Origin of the sequence: Pseudomonas sp. NFACC10-1 (genome assembly GCF_900119195.1) — a bacterium.
GTDB classification, from domain to species: Bacteria; Pseudomonadota; Gammaproteobacteria; order Pseudomonadales; family Pseudomonadaceae; genus Aquipseudomonas; species Aquipseudomonas cerasi.
The window spans coordinates 57212-74819 of sequence record NZ_FPJB01000007.1 but is presented as its reverse complement, the minus strand read 5'-3'; the positions used below and the strand labels follow the sequence as shown (position 1 = coordinate 74819).

The window sequence follows — 17608 nt, the reverse complement described above, 5'->3', positions numbered from 1 at the left end:
TCAGCGAACGCTGCAGCATTGCATCTGGTGGCGCGGGGCATTCATGCGTAAAGCCCATTACTGGTGTGCTCGGATATCCTGAAGCGGAAGCAGATCCATGACGTCACAGAACAATTGCCGGTGCTTCCAGTCGTTTCTGTCGCCAATCACATAGAGGCGTCGCTTGGCACGCGTCGCCGCCACGTTCAGCAGGTTAGGTTCTGAAACAGCCCAGTTGCGAGCACCCGCTCCGGCAGTGTTGCCGCCCAATACGACGATGACGATCGATGCTTCCTTGCCTTGCATCGTGTGGATCGTGCCCGACACTAGCTTACTTCGGAGTATGCGCTTGAGGTTTTGCTGCGCAGCCTTGAAAGGCGTGATGACCGAAATATCTTTCGCCTCTACGCCATCGCCATGCAGCCGCTTGAGCAGGTCGCGTAAGACCTGGCCTTCCGCAGGCACCCAATTTCCTTCGGAAGACCCACTGACATGTATCCACCCTGTCGGCAGACTGGCGAGGGTTTCTTTCTCGGCGCGCGGTGCAATCGTTCCATACACCATTGCTCCGTCGTAGGCGATACGGTTGGCGAGTGCATACATAGGCTTGTCGCAGCGGCGATGCACGACCAGTGGCAATCCTACCCACGTCTTGCCGCCGGCAGGCCCGGCCATGCGTCCCCAAGGAGTGGCTTCGTCAGCCAGCACCTGTGCGGATTTTTGATTGGGAATCCAGTGCGCATCAACCCCGTAACGTGTACGCATGTGCTCCAGCACCGCATCGGATACGGTAACGATGGGCTTGAGTTGCAGCGGGTCCCCCACCAGCAACGCGCGTCGGGACCGCCACAGTGCGCCGACTGCCTGTTGCGGAGCGGCCTGACCTGCCTCATCCACGAGTAACCAGCCAATCTCACTGGCACCCAGCGAGCCAAACGAACGGGCGAATGATGCGAAGGTGCTGCTCAACACCGGAACGACCATGAACAAAGAAGCCCACGCCGAACGGATTGCATCGCGCGACAACCCTTGGAAACGCGAACCGGTCAGCAGACTATTGATCATGAATAAATTGGAACGCAGTCTTGACGCCTCAAGCTCGAAGAACGTCTGGTGGAGCTTCAGTGCCTGGATGAAAACCCGCGCACGTGCCTTCCGCCAGCCTTCAATGCGCCAGGGTTCGGCCAGTTCAATGGCATCCCCATCCCCGATAGCGTTGTCTTTTAACCAAGCAAGTAAATGGTCAGCCTGATGAGTGGTTGCCAGTTCCCAGGCATCGCGCGTAAGCGTTTGGTCCTGCTGCTGCGATCCCTGAAGCACTCGGTGCACGTCAGTGATTTTTCTTTCCGCCTGGACCTTATCGATATCGAGTTGTTGAGTAAGGCGTGCGATCCGCGCGAACTCGGCCTTGGCAACGTCACGTTGGCTTTCCAGCAGTGCTCGAGCGGCATTCCAGTCGCGTCGAGCATTTCCCAGGCTGACTACATTTGACCAGAAACCGGGTCTGGGTGGGAGCATCCCAAGCGCGTCAAGACACTTCTTCAGTGCCGTATTGGCGGGACCACCTTCCTCGTTATCCAGGCGCGAGAGTTCATTGGCTACCTCAATCAGCGACTGTTCGAATGACCTGAGTTTTTCGGAGTCTTCGGCAATCTTCTTCCTGGCCTCGAGGATGGCCAAGATCAACTCACGAATCCGACTGGCGTCACGGCATGCTTTGCGTTCTTGCGCCTTGACCGCCTCGTAGTCAGAGACTGCTTGCTGCCACAACGCTTGACGTTGCTCTGGAGAGCGGACCGCATTCACCTCGGCACTCACATTGAGCCACCCCCAAAATCCCTTCGGGCCCTTCTCTTCCTCGGGTGGAGCATCTTCGCTCTGGCTCTCGCTGTCGTCAGCGTCTTCCATCTCGGCAGAGGAGGCCGAAAAGAGTGCTTCCACGATGTTGTCGACTTCTTCGTCAGGGTCGACCTCCGTCTCGTCTTCTACCTGCGCCGCAGCCTTGTCTTCGCTGCCAAACGGGCGCTGACCATAGAAGTAACGATCCACGAATTTGTTGCGACGCGCCTTACTCCCCAATGCACCGGAAATCAGTCCCCATGCAGGTTTATCCGAGACCAGCTCCCCAAGTTCGGGAAAGTACTCTGCTTCTGGCAGCCAACTTTCATCAATCTTGTCTCTCTGCGGCAGTTCCAGTGTCACATTTTCCACGGCACCGTTGTTGGATGAAGCGACCACGATTTCGAAGCCATACAGTGCCGGGTTGAGCTTGAAACCATATTGCTGCCTGCCACCGTCGTTGGCAGCTTCGCGTCCGTCGCTTGCGAATGCATCGGAAGCACGGCGTAGCTTGGCAAACGCATCGGCGCGGCTGGTGATAATCGCTGCAATAAGGTCGCGCAACAGCGTCGTCTTGCCCGTTCCAGGTGGGCCGTTGACGCCAAGCAATCCTTGACCATCGGCAAGGGTGGACTGGATTGTGTTGACCGCCAGCTGCTGGGAATGCACCAGGCCCAAATGGTGCTCGGTGGGCCAACAGCTACTGGCGTAGGCATCCGGCATCAGTCGCGTCATCAGCGGCAGCGATGCAGACTTATCGTCCACATGCAGGCGAAGCTCGGGATCATGATGGCGCAGGTACTGGTCCAGTGGTTCGCTTTTCACCCCTCTGGAGATCGCATCGGCGACATCGGCAAGATCGTCCAGCAAAAAGCTGTTCAACGGATCGTCTTCCGACTCCGGTTTGTCGGGCTTGACGGGTTGTGAGCGAAAGCGAAAACGATGGCGGTCCATCTCCCCAAAAAAGTCCCCCAGCCCCAGGAACTCGAGGGTCCAGTGAGTCAGTTCGCGCAAGTCTGCGCTTGATACCTCACCTTCGAACAGGCTGTTAGCACGCTCCCTGACGGTCTTTTGGTCGGTCTCGAACCCTCTGGTCCAGTCCTTGCCGGTCAACACCCGCCCGAGAAACCACGCTTCACTCGAAAGCACGAAGCTGTCATCGACAAGTCGGCCCGCCATCGTGAACTTTGCCGCAAACACGGCTGACTCGCGAAACCCGGGCTCCTGGTAGCCCTGATCGGCGCCGTACATCACATCGAGCTTCTCGGCAACGAGACGGCTGTCGTAAAGATGAGCATAGAGCGTGTGGCTCCATATGCGCTTCTTGGGCAGCTCCTGTTGACTGACGATACTTTCCGGGGTCCACGGAAGCAGCGGGCGCTGAATTGACGTGTCATGGATAAACGCTTCGTATCGATTAGCGCGTTTTTTCAGCTTTGGTGCTGATTGTGGTTGCAACAACTCGACCGCATGCCAGTACCGGACGATGCTTTCTTGATCCATCAAAATGACTTCCCCTGACTCACTGATCGGGCCTTTTAAGGTGTTACAAGGCGCGGTGTTGCGTGATAGTAAAACGATTGGGTACAGGTGAGTGCAACTCAAACATCGAAGTCATTGCAGCAGACCGGCATTGGCCTTACCCACCCCCGCCTCTCCCGGCACCCGCGCCTTGGCTTCTTGCGCCGAAACCGGCACCACCAGGTACTGCCGATACTCGCGGAACGCCTGCAAGGCAGAAGCGTCCTGCGGGCGATAGTCGTCGCCGCTATCCTGTTGCCGATTCGCCACACAAGGCCTGCCGATCACGCTCATGCACACGTTGTTTGCAGCCGCTGAAACCGGATCGAACAAGGCGAATGCCGTACCTGGCTGATCCGTATCGTTGAACAGTGGGTGGGCTACGGTCTCGAAGTCGTTTCCCTCGACCAGCAGCTGTGAGGATGAGGTCCGCGACATGATTGCGCCTTGGTAGGTCATACGCTGAAAGACGTTGTTGACCAGTTGGGCACGAACCTGCGCATTGTTCATACCGCCTGAATGCGGTGCTCTGCCGGAGGTATCGTGTACGTAGTTTCTCGACAGCGTCAGCGTGTCCTGACTGCCGAGGAACAGCCATACCCAGTAATGATGGCCATCGCAGGTAGACGAGTAAGGCGTTCGGCCGTCGAACTCATTGCTGGAAATGGTGATGTGTGACGCAGAGCCCCAGCCCGTAACAATCATCTGTCTGCCGATCCGCGCGAAGGTATTGTGATCGATCCAGACGCCATCAGTCTTGTTCAGGGTCAGCGCATCGCCACCCCATACGACACGTGGATTGATATCCGAAAGCGTCAGGTTGCGAACGATCACGTTATGCGCGCCGTCGCCAATGAACAGCCCAGCGCCCTGAATGCCTGCCTTGTCGCCAAGCCCGATCAATGTCTTGTTGGAGCCGACTTTCAGTGGTTTCAGCCCCGCGTTATCGTAGGTCACCATAACGGGCGGCCTTGATTGGCAGAAGTTGTTCGCACCACTCAGTGCAAGCTGCTCACCCCCCTGCGGGCAAGGTTTCACGACGCAGCCAGGCTCAGTGGTTGTTGTATTGCCGTTGGCAATCACGCTCGTGCGGAAGTCGAACGTGCGGTCCAGTACAATCACTCGCGGTGTGTCATCGGTGCAGACCCCGTGTGAGTCATGAGACGAGCAGAGCGCTGATCGAAGTTCATCCAGCGTGGAGGGATGCACGGCAGCAGCGGAGCCTCCGCCGGTCACGCCCTTGGCAAAGCCATCAGGTATGTCTGCTGCGCGCAAGCATTGCGCTCCTGACAGGAGCAGAACCAGAGTGGCAGCGATCTTCAGATAGCCGCTTTGCAAAAGAGAACGCAGGGGCGTCATCGGTTGAGCTTCCCGTCATGCTCGCGGGAATCGCGAGGACAATCTGAATGCTAAACGGACTTCGGCCTGGCCTGCTCCGCTTCCATGGTGCTGGTCAGCCGCCGTTCAGGCACCCTCGCTCACGAAAACCTCTCGCTCCATCCTGACGCTGTCAATCCCGCGCCCATGCCCGTCGACATCGACCGAAACAACAGCAAAGCCCAGGTTCGAGTAGAACCCCTGAACATGCTGACTGGTATCGATAAAGGCTCGGGTGACGCCCGGTAAAGACCGCATGCGCTGCAGCCGGGCCTCGGTCAGAAATCTGCCAAGGCCGCTGCCGTGGCGATCGCTGATGACCATGCCCCAGGTCAGCTCTGCCACTTCCGGGTCTGACAACACCAGATAGCCACCACAGGCAACAACCTCGCCGTCACGCTCGGCGACAAAGTACTGGCCCAGCGGAGCCATCAGAAAGCTGGCAAATTGCTTGCGCTCCACTGGATCAAAGTAGCGTGGGACGTTGGTGTCGAAGATATCCAGACAACGCTCACGATCTGCGAGGGTGTAGGGCCGAAGCATGTCCATTGCGAGCCTTTTTGCAGAAAGAATTAAAGTGCCTGGCGAAATATATCCTGAATCTGCTCAAGATCGGCAGGACGCGGATTGGTCAGGCCACAGGCATCTTTCAGGGCATTGGTGGCCAGCATCGGGAAGTCTTCTTCCTTGACGCCCAGCGTAGCAAGGCCTGCCGGGATTTCCACGGCAGCTGACAATGCACGAATGGCGTCGATGGCCGCCTGGGCGCCTTCTTCCGGAGAGAGCCCACGGATATTGCTGCCCATGGCGTGTGCAACGTCGGTCAGGCGTGCAGCGCTGACGCTGGCGTTGAAGCGCTGCACATGTGGCAGCAGTACCGCGTTGCACACACCGTGAGGCAAATCATAAAAGCCGCCCAGCTGGTGCGCCATGGCATGCACGTAACCCAGTGAGGCGTTATTGAACGCCATGCCGGCCAGGAACTGGGCATAGGCCATGTTCTCGCGAGCAGTGATGTTTGCCCCGTTGTTAAATGCGTCGCGCAAATTGTTGGCGATCAGCGCCATGGCCTGCAACGCGCAGGCATCAGTGATCGGGTTGGCAGCCGTGGAGACATAGGCTTCGATTGCGTGAGTCAAAGCATCCATACCGGTGGCGGCGGTCAGCGATTTGGGCATGGCGACCATCATGTCGGGGTCATTCACCGACAGCAGCGGCGTGACGTTGCGGTCGATGATCGCCATTTTTACGTGCCGGGCTTCGTCGGTGATGATGCAGAAGCGGGTCATTTCACTTGCGGTTCCGGCGGTGGTATTGATGGCAATCAGCGGCAACTGCGGTTTTGCCGAACGGTCGACGCCTTCATAGTCGCTGATATGCCCTCCATTGCTCGCGCACAGGGCAATGCCTTTTGCGCAGTCGTGGGGCGAGCCGCCGCCCAGCGAGATGACGAAATCGCACTGGCGCTCCTGCAACAAGGCAAGACCGTTCTCGACATTGGCGATGGTCGGGTTGGGGCGGGCACCGTCGTACACGACCGAGTCGATGCCCTGCTCCACCAGCAGCCCGGCGACCTGACTGGCCACTCCTGCCTTGGCGAGGCCCACATCCGTGACGATCAGGGCCTTGCGAAATCCGTAGTTGCGTATGGCGAGCATGGCTTCATCAATGCAGCCAGTGCCGATGATGTTCACAGCGGGGATGAAAAAAGTGCTGATCATGACGGACCCTCGTGGGATGCCTGGAGATAGCTCAAGCATCCGCCTTGCGCGAGGTACAACCATTGACCTGGAGCAACGAAGCAGCCCACTGGCAGACCGTTGGTCGAAGACTCTTCGGTCTGCTGGCGCAGGGTGGCTGTTTCAGCCGATGAAACCGTCCGCCTCAAGGAGCGTTTCAAGGCACTGCTCGCTGATGCCATAGAACGTCTTGAGTTCCTGAATGCGTGCCAGCAACTGGGCCGGATCGACCGGCTCGGCACGCTTGACCGCGAGGATCATCTTGTTCTTGTTGGTGTGCTCCAGCGAGATGAACTCGAACACTTTGGTTTCGTAACCGCATGCCTCCAGCAACAGCGCGCGCAGGCTGTCGGTGACCATCTCTGCCTGCTGTCCCATGTGCAGACCGTATTGCAGCATCGGTTTCAACAAGGCAGGACTCTGGATCTGCAGACGAATCTGTTTGTGGCAGCACGGCGAGCACATGATGATCGAGGCACCGGAACGAATGCCCATATGAATGGCGTAATCGGTCGCGATGTCACAGGCGTGCAGCGCGATCATCACATCCAGCGCGCTGGGCGCGACAGTACGCACATCACCGTGCTGGAACGTCAGGCCGGGATGTTCAAGGCCCGCCGCAGCGTTGTTGCACAAGGTAACCATGTCCTCACGTAACTCGACGCCGGTCACTTGCCCTTGCGCCTGCAAGGTATTGCACAGGTAATCGTGAATGGCGAAGGTCAGGTAGCCCTTGCCTGAGCCAAAGTCCGCGACCTTGATCGGCTGATCGAGCTTGAGTGGCGATGAGCTCAAGGCATGGGAAAACACTTCGATGAACTTGTTGATCTGCTTCCACTTGCGCGACATGGCCGGGATCAGCTCATGCTGGCGATTGGTCACACCCAAGTCGGTCAGGAACGGCCGGGTCAGTTCCAGGTAGCGCTTCTTCTCGCGGTCATGTCCGGCTGAAGGGGCCTGACGCTCCTGCTGCGCCTTGCTTTTGAACAGCGTGGTCTTGCCCTTCTTGCTGTATTCCAGCTGCACCTCGTCGGTCAGCGACAACAGGTGCGCGTTCTTGAACGATTCAGGGATCAGGCTGGCAATAACAGCTACTGCTTCAGCAAGCGAAAAATTCTTGGTGATGTCACGAGTCTTGTAGCGATACACGAAGCTCAGGCACGGTTGTTCCTTGACGGTCAGCGGCTTGATGATAACGCGCTGCAGATCGGCCTCGCTGCCCACGTATTTGGCCAGGACCAGCTTGATCAACGAGTTCTGCGACAGACTGGTCTCCAGCAGGCCAAGGAACTGCGCGCGATGATCAGTCGCAGCGATGGGTGACGTGGAGGTAATGACTGACATTGAAAATGTGCCTCAAGCGTCCCGTCCGGGACTCGAAAAATCAGACCGGCATTTTAGGCGCGTCAGCGCGTCATGGGCACCCCTATTTTTCAGGGACTACACATACTGTTCGCGCGGTCGTACACGCCCTGAAGAAACGCACATAAACGGTAAAGTAATCCTTGTCAAAAACGACGCGCCATTACTTGCACGGCATACAAACATCTTTATAGTCGCCTTGGCTGATTACAGACAATCAGAACACACTTCTAGAGTCCTTTGTTCTACTGGAATAACTCGCACAAGGAACGTGCATTATGTTGAGTCAAGCAGCACTGTTGGAAAACGAAAACATCGCTCGGATTACCTTGAAACCCTTAGAGTATCTGAACGCTGTCTTTGATGATGAAAAAAGTGGTGGCCGAAGCGCCGGCCTTGTTCTAACCAAGGAAGACATTCTCAGCCTGAAGCGTTACGAACGACACGCCCTTAATATCCCCACGTCACTCGCTCGCGTCGAACAGCAATTGGGTTTTACCAAAAGTGGCATTCCCGGGCTTGAGCCTAAAGACATGCTGAAGACCTACAAGGCCATTAACAGTCACGGCAAAAGCTGGTCGGGGATCGAGAATGGCATCAAGCGCACCGGAACCAACATTGACCTGTTTGCCGCACAGTTCTCGGGGCAGGGTCAGCAGATCATCAACTACATTGAAAAGATGGATTTTGCCAGGCAGCTGGATCTGACCGTTGCCGATTTATCCATTGAAGAGGTCCGCAACACGCCTCCGGTACCTCTGGGTGAAACTGATCAGAGGGTCTGTGTCACGCTGGCCGAATTTCTGAAGAACACCGCGTCACAAATAAAAAACCATCAGCACGCTGCGCAAACGCTGGCGCAACACATCGAAACGTTCAGCACCGTCCTGAGCGTCCAGCTCATTCCCGGCATCAATGACAAGGTAAAACTGGCAACGCGCTCGGACCTGGACCAGCAAATCAAGGAGCTGGAACAAGATATCGAACAGCTGACGAGAGAAATCGAGCAGAAAAACAAAGAGTATAAAAACACACTGGATAATATTGCCTGGGGTGTTTTCGGCGGCCCCATCGGGGTCGCTATAACCGGAGGTATTTTTGGCGCCAACGCGGAAAAAATCCGAAAGGAAAAAAATCGAATGGTAGCGTCCAAGAGCCAGAAAGTTCAAAGACTCAAGGAAAAAATCCCCTTGGCAGCCGCCGTGCGCAGCCTGCAACTGCTGTTTGATGATATGTATATTCGCATGTTGGACGCTCATAAGGGCGCCACTCACCTGAAAGACCTCTGGGCCCTATTGGCCGCCTACATAGACAGTTCCGCAAACGAACTGGCGGCGATCAGAGACGATCAGGCCCTGCTGATTTTCGCCATGCAGTTTCACGGCGTTGTCATGCCGTGGCTGGAAATAAAAGGCAAAACGACTGAGCTATTGAAGATATTTAATAGTGCGCTGGATCAGTTTAAACGCGAACAGCAACCCGTCATTGTAATAGGACGATAATCATGAGCACTGAAACCCTGGGTGAGCTGTTGATCCTCACCCCGCCTGACACTGAAGTCATGAAAACCGCCCGCCAGAATATTCTTGCGCACGTGACCGCGCTGAAGCTGGACTTTCTGCCGGTCATGAAAGAAAAAATGCGGCCGCTTCAGGACGCCTTGATAAGTGCAGACAAGGTCTATAGCCAGGCACTGGCCACTGTCACCGTACAGCTGAATAACGTATACCTGAAGTCGATCGATCAGAAACAACAACTGATTGAAGCCGACACAAGGCTCAGCGACAAACAGAAACAACAAGCGATCAGCCAGCTGAACGGGCAGCGCATTCGGCAGGTATCGAATCTCACCGCCGTGGTGCGCCGCAGCGCTCAAGCGATTGCCGGACACAGCGATGATATGGCGCAGATCAACCTGACGCTGGAAAATAATCGTTTGCTGGAAACACTCCAGCAACAGATCGACAGCATAACCCAGCGCTCAGCCACGCTGGAAAGCGCAATGGCTTTAATCGCTGCAGACCGACGTCTGCTTGATACAACGATCACGACATTTGAAAAATACAACCTTGCCGATGTGTTCAAGGAAATGCTGCCTACTCCGGAGGAGCTCAAGCTGGTCAACATGACATCGCCGGAACTTGAGTTGGTCAACGCCGGGATTGCCAGACTCGGAAAATTACTCGACAAGGTCAGCAGCGCCTTGAAATACCTTGACCTCATTGAAGAACGCGACCGACTGAGGTCGCGCTATAACGCTCTGCTCGACGATTCCCGCACGGCTACCCGGGAAGCAAAGGCAATCAAAGAAAAACTCGACGAGTTGACAGCGCTCGCAGGCGTTGCGCAGAGCAAAGCGCTTTGGGTACAAGAGGCGAAAAAGGTTTATCAATCGCTCTACCATTTTCTGGATCAGATAACGTCGCCCGTTGATACTTCGACGCTGATCAGCCAGCAGGTCGAACAACTGCAGACTTACATAAAATCGTTTTACGACGTAAAGCGTATCGTCTGACCCGCACGGGTTTCAAGAAAGGCAGGTGTCGATAAACTCGACACCTGCCTTTTGGCCTTACCCCAACACCACCAGCCGATTGGGCAGCTCATTCCTGCCGTGAGTCACAGGAACGTGATCGGCAAGCAACTCGCCACAGGCGTGAATACAACCCAGAAATCCCTGCAGAATCTGCCCGTCCCGAACCTGCTGAGTAAACACATCAACCATCGCCTTCCAGGTGTCGTCGTGCAGACGACTGGCGATGCCATGGTCGACCAGAATTTCGACATAACGCTCGGCCTCGCTGACAAACACCAGAATGCCGGTGCCGTCATGGGTCTTGTGCAGGTTCTGTTCGAGGAACTGCCGACGCGCGAGGTTGCCGGCACGCCAGCGTCTGACCGAGACCGGCACCAGCAAGGCGGATACTTTCGGGATGCGGCACGCCAGCGCCACGATAATGAACGTGCTCATCTGCGCCAGCATCAACTCGTCAGCGCTCAGCCATTGAAAGCAGTAATTGACCGTACCCGGCAGCAGCAGACCGATCAGCCCGGCCCAGATCAGCGGCATGTAGGCGTAGTCGTCGGCACGTGAGGCCAGCACCGTGACCAGCTCGGCGTCAGTGCGCTGTTCGACGCGGTCGATCGCTTCGGCAACCTGCCGCTGCTCGTCTTTGTTCAGTAAAGCCATGGTTCCCTCATTCCCGAATCAATCAACTACCAGTTACCGGAAGCACCGCCACCGCCGAAACGTCCCCCACTGCGATCAGCGGCTCTTTCACGTGAGGGGCGGGTGACGCCGCTCCTTCTGACGCTGATGACTACAATCCCCAGAACGATGAGGGTCAACACGATACCGATCAGCCAGACCTGGTCGTCATTGGTCTGCTCGTCATATTCGGACATCTGACCTGTCGGCTCGGGGTAATCGGGGATCTGCCCGCCCAGTGCCGCGATGATCGCACGTGTACCGCGCTCTATACCGACGGCAAACCGGTTGTCGTCAAACTCCGGGGTCATCAGCATGTCGATGATCAGAGAAGCCTGGGCGTCATTGAGACGATCCTTCAGCGCTCCACCGACCTCCATGAACACCTTGCGCTTGTCGCGATAGACCACCAGCAGAACACTGTCATCCTTGCCGTGCAGCCCCAGGCCCCAGGTGTCCCCGAGTCGAGCGCCGAACTCTTCGATGCTCGTGCCCTGCAGATCCGCGAGGGTCACCACCACCACACGCTCCCCGGTCGCCTTTTCGTGGGCGCTTAGAAGTCTCGCCAGACGAACCGTAGTCTGGCTGTCGAGCATTTGTGCAGCATCCACCACACTGCCGGTCATCGGCGGAAAAACCAGTGCTTCTGGCTCTGCCTCGGCACGCAATACCCCTCCCAACAGCATCACCACGTATAACATCCACTGTGAAACAGACTTCAAAATCCAGACCTCCGGTGTTTTTTTGAATCCATTGAAACGACACGTCTTAGCCAAAACACAAGTTCCCCGGCATAATCCACCGCCAACACCTGATGCGGTCATTATTTGATCGACAGGGTCTGTACAAAAATCAATCAAACCGCCATTTTCGTACACACCTTGGGGAGACTTCGTACAGTGAAGTGGATAGCAACTATCCTTGCATCCCGTGCGAACCATAACGCCAAAGGTCCATAACCCAAAAACTGGCTGTCGGACATTAAACGCGAGTTACTGACAAAAGCCTTGAGAAATCATTCATGAATAAGCTGTGTTTATTAGGTTTGCTGGTCGGTATGGCCAGTCAGTCGGTGATGGCCCAGACCGCTGCCGCCACGGACAATACAACGCTTCAAGCCAAGAATGCCTTCATCGGCAAACTCATGAAACAAATGACTCTGGACGAAAAGATCGGTCAGTTACGACTCATCAGTATCAGTTCGGAAATGCCACAGCCGCAAATTCTCAAGGAAATTGCCGCCGGAAGAATCGGCGGAACGTTCAACTCCATTACCCGTTCGGAAAATCGTCCGCTGCAGGAAGCCGCAGTCGCCAAAAGCCGTCTGAAAATTCCGATGTTCTTTGCCTACGACGTGGTTCACGGTCATCGCACGATTTTCCCGATCAGCCTGGGCATGGCCGCCAGCTGGGACATGGACGCCATCGCACTGATGGCCAGGGTCTCGGCCAAAGAAGCCAGTGCCGACAGCATCGACATGACTTTCGCCCCCATGGTGGATATTTCCCGCGACCCTCGCTGGGGCCGCAGCTCCGAAGGCTTCGGTGAAGACACTTACCTGGTGTCACGCATTTCCGACGTGATGGTCAGGTCCTTCCAGGGCAAGAACGTCGCAGCCAATGACAGCATCATGGCTGCCGTCAAACACTTCGCCCTGTATGGCGCAGTAGAAGGCGGACGCGACTACAACACCGTGGACATGAGCATGACGCGCATGTACCAGGACTACCTGCCGCCCTACAAGGCCGGCATCGATGCCGGCGCCGGCGGCATCATGGTCGCACTCAACTCGATCAACGGCGTGCCGTCGACCTCCAACAAATGGCTGATGCAGGACCTGTTGCGCAAGGACTGGGGCTTCAAGGGCGTGACCATCAGCGACCACGGTGCGCTCAAGGAACTGATCGACCACGGCGTGGCCAAGGATTTCCGCGAGGCCGCCAAGCTGGCGATCAAGGCGGGCGTCGACCTGAGCATGAACGACGCGGCCTATGGCGAGCAATTGCCTGGCCTGGTGAAAGACGGCGAAGTTTCCATGAAGGAAATCGACAACGCCGTGCGTGAAGTGCTGGGTGCCAAGTACGACATGGGTCTGTTCGCCTCGCCTTACGGCCGCATCGGCGTCGCTGCCGATGACCCTGCCGATACCTATTCCGATGACCGCCTGCACCGTGCCGAAGCTCGCGATGTGGCGCGCAAGACACTGGTACTGTTGAAAAACCAGAACGAGACACTGCCGCTGAAGAAACAAGGCACCATCGCAGTGATTGGCGGACTGGCACAAAGTCACCTCGACATGCTCGGCAGCTGGTCGGCAGCGGGTCGTCCCAACCAGTCGGTGACGGTGTATGAAGGGCTGGCCAACGCGGTCGGCGACAAGGCCAAGCTGGTTTATGCGCGCGGTGCCAACGTCAGTGACAACGAACACGTCCTCAACTACCTGAACTTCATCGAGAAGGAAGTAGAGGTCGATCCGCGCCCGGCGCAGGAAATGATCGACGAAGCGGTCAAGGTCGCCGAGCAGGCCGATGTGATCGTTGCCGTGGTCGGCGAGTCGCGCGGCATGTCGCATGAGTCGGCCAGCCGCAGCAGCCTGGACATTCCGGGCAAACAGCGCGACCTGATCAAGGCGCTCAAGGCCACTGGCAAACCACTGGTGCTGGTGCTGATGAATGGCCGTCCGCTGGTTCTGGTCGACGAACAGGAACAGGCTGACGCCATGCTCGAAACCTGGTTCCCGGGCACCGAAGGCGGCAACGCAGTGGCTGATGTGCTATTCGGCGACTACAACCCGTCGGGCAAGCTGGCCATGTCGTTTCCACGCTCGATCGGTCAACTGCCGGTCTACTATGCGCACTTGAACACCGGCCGTCCGTATCACGAAGGCAAGCCAGGCAACTACACCTCGCACTACTTCGAGGAGCCCAATGGCCCGCTGTTTCCGTTCGGTTACGGCCTGAGCTACACCCAGTTCGACGTCTCGGACATCAAGTTGTCGGACGCCAGCATGACGCGCAAAGGCAAGGTGACTGCCAGCGTGACCGTGAAGAATACCGGCAAGGTGGCCGGTGCAACCGTTGTGCAGTTGTATCTGCATGACGTGGCAGCGTCGATCAGCCGTCCGGTAAAAGAACTGAAGAACTTCGAAAAGGTAATGCTTGAGCCCGGAGAAGAAAAAGTCGTGACCTTCACCCTCAGTGAAGACGATCTGAAGTTCTACAACAGCGAGCTCAAGCACGTGGCGGAACCTGGCGAATTCAAGGTCATGATCGGTCTGGACTCGCAAGCAGTGAAAGAAGCGACCTTCAATCTGTTGTAAACCCTGCGCGTGGCGCGTTCGTGAGCATTCGCTCGGGAACGCGCCGACAGGGTCCGATCAGGCTGCGACATGACGCTCAAGCATCGCTACTGGCGCATTACCCTGTACGTGCTGCTGATCCTGGCCGGTGCGGCCCTGTGCGCCGGGCTAGCGATGCGTCAGGCGCAGCGTCACGCCATGTCGGAAGATGCCGCGCGTGCCGAAGGACAGCTGGCACTGTATGCCAATACCCTGCACACCCTGATCGAGCGCTATCGCGCCCTGCCCTCCGTTCTGGCGCTGGACCCGGAAATTCGTGCCGCGCTGAGCGGCCCGGTGACCGGTGAGGTGCAGAACGCCCTCAACCTCAAGCTGGAAAAGATCAACAGCGCGGCTCATTCGTCGACGCTGGAGTTGCTCGACCGGCAGGGTCTGGCGATTGGCGCGAGCAACTGGCGCACGCCCAATAGCTATGTCGGCCACAACTACGCTTTTCGACCCTACTTCCTGCAAACCCGCGCCAAGGGCACCGGGCGTTTCTATGCGGTCGGTGTGACCACCGGAATTCCAGGGTACTTTCTGTCCAGTGCGGTATTGAACGATACCGGCGGGTTCATGGGGGCGATGGTCGTGAAGCTGGAGTTCCCGAGCCTTGAGCAGGAGTGGGATCAGGGTGAGGACCTGCTGCTGGTCAGCGATGAGAAAGGCATCGTGTTCATCGCCAATCAACCAGGCTGGCGCTATCGCGAGCTGCTGCCAATCTCGGTGGAAGATCGTGCCAGCCTGTTGCGCACCCGCCAGTACGACAAGAAGGTATTGTCACCGCTACGCAGCCGGGTCCTCGACAGCTTCAGCGAAAACAGTCATTTGAGCCGTGTCGAAGGCCCGGACGGCACCACGGATTATCTCTGGCAGTCGCTGCCCCTTGCGGATGAGAACTGGACTCTGCATCTGCTGCGCAAGCCGCCCGCGGCCAGTGAGGACGTTCGCAATGCAGGACTGGCTGCCGCGGGTATCTGGCTGGCGCTGGTATTTCTGAGTCTGTTTCTCTATCAACGCTGGCGACTGGCGCGACTGAGAGAACGCAACCGGGATGAACTGGAGCGCCTGGTGCAAGAACGCACGCGTGATCTGCAAACCGCGCAGGACGGTCTGGTGCAGTCGGCCAAACTGGCGGCGCTGGGGCAGATGTCGGCAGCGCTGGCCCACGAAATCAACCAGCCGTTGACCGCCCAGCGCATGCAACTGGCGACCCTGCGGCTGCTGCTCGATCAGGGCCGAATCGATGAAGCCTGCAAAGCACTGGTTCCCGTCGATCAGCAACTGACACGAATGGCCGCCTTGACCAGCCACCTGAAGACCTTCGCACGCAAGAGCCCCAGCGGACTGCGCGAACGGCTGGACCTGGCCACGGTGGTCGATCAGGCCTTGTTGCTGCTCGACCCGCGCCTGCGCGAGGAGCACGTCGACTGCGTTCTGCATGTGTCACGTCCGGCATGGGTGCGCGGCGACGCCATCCGCCTGGAACAGGTACTGATAAACCTGCTGCGCAATGCGCTGGACGCCATGCGCGAGTGCCGCTCCAGGCGCCTTGAAGTGCGTATCGACGCCGTCGACAACCAGTGGCGGCTCAGCGTCAGGGACAACGGAAGCGGGATCGCTGCGAAGGATCTGCCGAGCATTTTCGATCCGTTCTTCACCACCAAACCGGTAGGCGACGGCCTGGGCCTTGGCCTGGCTGTGTCGTACGCCATCATTCATGAACTGGGCGGACAACTGACGGCGCAAAACCATGCGGACGGCGCCGAGTTCTGGTTCAGCTTGCCCAATGACTTTCTGGAGGCCTGACCCGGCATGTTGAATTCGGTCATCGTGGTAGACGACGAGGCGCCCATTCGGCAAGCCGTCGAGCAATGGCTGACGCTGTCGGGGTTCGAGGTGCAGGTCTTCGCCCGCGCCGAAGAGTGCCTGGACCGTATACCGGAGCACTTCCCCGGCGTCGTGCTGACCGATGTGCGCATGCCGGGCATGAGCGGCCTGGAGTTGCTGACCCGGCTGCAAGGCGCAGACCGCGACCTGCCAGTCATCCTCCTGACCGGCCATGGCGACGTGCCGATGGCTGTGGAGGCTATGCGTGAAGGGGCCTATGACTTTCTGGAAAAACCCTTCAGCCCGGAAACCCTGATCAGCAACCTGCAGCGCGCCCTCGAGAAACGCCAACTGGTGCTGGAAAACCGCCGCCTGCATGAGCAGGCCGATGCCAGAACCCGCCTGGACGCCACGTTGCTCGGCGTATCGCCCGGTATGCAGACCCTGCGTCGCCAGGTGCTGGAACTGGCGCAACTGCCGGTCAACGTGATCATCCGCGGGGAGACCGGCAGCGGCAAGGAGCTGGTCGCTCGCTGCCTGCATGATTTTGGGCCGCGCGCCGCCAAACCTTTTGTCGCACTCAACTGCGCGGCCATCCCGGAGCACCTGTTCGAAGCCGAGCTGTTCGGCCACGAGAGCGGCGCCTTCACCGGCGCACAGGGCAAGCGCGTCGGTCGCCTGGAATATGCCCACGGCGGCACGGTGTTCCTTGATGAAATCGAGAGCATGCCGATGGCGCAACAGGTCAAGCTGCTGCGCGTTCTACAGGACAAGCGCCTTGAGCGGCTGGGCTCGAATCAGAGTATCGACGTCGACCTGCGAATCATCGCGGCGACCAAACCTGATCTTCTCGAAGAAGCGCGTGCCGGGCGCTTCCGCGAAGACCTGGCCTACCGCCTCAACGTTGCCGAGCTGCGCCTGCCGCCGCTGCGCGAGCGCCTTGAAGACATCGCGCAACTGTTCAGCCACTTCGCCCGCGCCGCCGCCGAGCGTGTAGGCCGGGAAGCGCCAGCGCTGGATGCCGCACATCTAGGTCAGTTGCTCGGCCATGACTGGCCAGGCAACGTGCGCGAGCTGGCCAATGCCGCCGAGCGCCAGGCCCTGGGGCTGGAGCAAGCCCTGCCGCAACCTGATACGCAATGGCCGGGGCACTCGCTGGCGGCGCGTCAGGAGGCCTTCGAAGCACAATGCCTGCGCGCCTCGCTGGCCCGTCACAAAGGCGACATCAAGGCGGTGCTCAATGAATTGCAACTGCCTCGAAGGACGCTGAACGAGAAGATGCAGCGCCATGCTCTGGTACGCGAAACGTTCCTCGAATGAGGGCTGCGCATATTCCGTACAGCTTGTTCCGGCGATAACCGAACATTTCCCGCAGCGCCGGGTCTGCATACTGTCACGGCCATGTGCGGTCGTGAT

The 17608-nt window shown here is 57.9% G+C and carries 12 protein-coding genes; 5 read left to right on the top strand and 7 right to left on the bottom strand.

What is annotated here, in order from left to right; translation table 11 throughout:
- Positions 1-57: 57 nt before the first annotated feature.
- The 5 genes from BT119_RS19370 to BT119_RS19350 all read right to left on the bottom strand — a co-directional run bounded on the left by BT119_RS19370 (position 58) and on the right by BT119_RS19350 (position 7799).
- Positions 58-3321 (bottom strand): DEAD/DEAH box helicase, encoded by a 3264-nt coding sequence (locus BT119_RS19370; protein WP_072366716.1) that lies wholly within the window; start codon positions 3319-3321, stop codon positions 58-60.
- Positions 3322-3432: 111 nt separating this feature from the next.
- Positions 3433-4698, bottom strand: a complete 1266-nt coding sequence (locus BT119_RS19365) for a pectate lyase family protein (protein WP_072366714.1) — start codon at positions 4696-4698, stop codon at positions 3433-3435.
- 105 nt (positions 4699-4803) lie between these two features.
- Positions 4804-5265 (bottom strand): GNAT family N-acetyltransferase, encoded by a 462-nt coding sequence (locus BT119_RS19360; RefSeq protein ID WP_003431350.1) that lies wholly within the window; start codon positions 5263-5265, stop codon positions 4804-4806.
- Positions 5266-5288: 23 nt separating this feature from the next.
- Positions 5289-6437 (bottom strand): L-threonine dehydrogenase, encoded by a 1149-nt coding sequence (yiaY, locus tag BT119_RS19355; RefSeq protein WP_003363779.1) that lies wholly within the window; start codon positions 6435-6437, stop codon positions 5289-5291.
- A gap of 141 nt (positions 6438-6578) precedes the next feature.
- On the bottom strand, positions 6579-7799 hold the full coding sequence (locus BT119_RS19350; protein ID WP_054082092.1) for a class I SAM-dependent methyltransferase: 1221 nt from the start codon (positions 7797-7799) through the stop codon (positions 6579-6581).
- 296 nt (positions 7800-8095) lie between these two features.
- Here BT119_RS19350 and BT119_RS19345 point away from each other — a divergent pair, with 296 nt between their 5' ends.
- On the top strand, positions 8096-9319 hold the full coding sequence (locus BT119_RS19345) for an alpha-xenorhabdolysin family binary toxin subunit A (protein WP_072366711.1): 1224 nt from the start codon (positions 8096-8098) through the stop codon (positions 9317-9319).
- Positions 9316-10332, top strand: a complete 1017-nt coding sequence (locus BT119_RS19340) for an alpha-xenorhabdolysin family binary toxin subunit B (protein WP_060708215.1) — start codon at positions 9316-9318, stop codon at positions 10330-10332. Before BT119_RS19345 ends, BT119_RS19340 begins: the two co-directional genes overlap by 4 nt.
- Positions 10333-10389: 57 nt before the next feature.
- Here BT119_RS19340 and BT119_RS19335 read toward each other — a convergent pair whose 3' ends face one another.
- Both BT119_RS19335 and BT119_RS19330 read right to left on the bottom strand, forming a co-directional pair.
- The gene (locus tag BT119_RS19335; protein WP_003431360.1) at positions 10390-11007 is read right to left on the bottom strand and encodes a TPM domain-containing protein; all 618 of its coding nucleotides are present in this window, start codon (positions 11005-11007) and stop codon (positions 10390-10392) included.
- A 26-nt stretch (positions 11008-11033) separates the two neighbouring features.
- Positions 11034-11726, bottom strand: a complete 693-nt coding sequence (locus BT119_RS19330) for a TPM domain-containing protein (protein ID WP_175550600.1) — start codon at positions 11724-11726, stop codon at positions 11034-11036.
- A gap of 320 nt (positions 11727-12046) precedes the next feature.
- On the opposite strand from BT119_RS19330, the gene bglX reads away from it, so the two are divergent.
- The 3 genes from bglX (at position 12047) to BT119_RS19315 (ending at position 17512) form a co-directional block, all read left to right on the top strand.
- Positions 12047-14344: a beta-glucosidase BglX gene (bglX, locus tag BT119_RS19325; protein ID WP_060708217.1), complete on the top strand. Its 2298-nt coding sequence runs from the start codon at positions 12047-12049 to the stop codon at positions 14342-14344.
- A gap of 69 nt (positions 14345-14413) precedes the next feature.
- Complete coding sequence (locus tag BT119_RS19320) at positions 14414-16171, top strand: ATP-binding protein (RefSeq protein ID WP_054082088.1); 1758 nt, start codon at positions 14414-14416, stop codon at positions 16169-16171.
- Positions 16172-16177: 6 nt separating this feature from the next.
- Positions 16178-17512 (top strand): sigma-54-dependent transcriptional regulator, encoded by a 1335-nt coding sequence (locus BT119_RS19315; RefSeq protein WP_072366705.1) that lies wholly within the window; start codon positions 16178-16180, stop codon positions 17510-17512.
- The last annotated feature ends 96 nt before the right edge of the window (positions 17513-17608 follow it).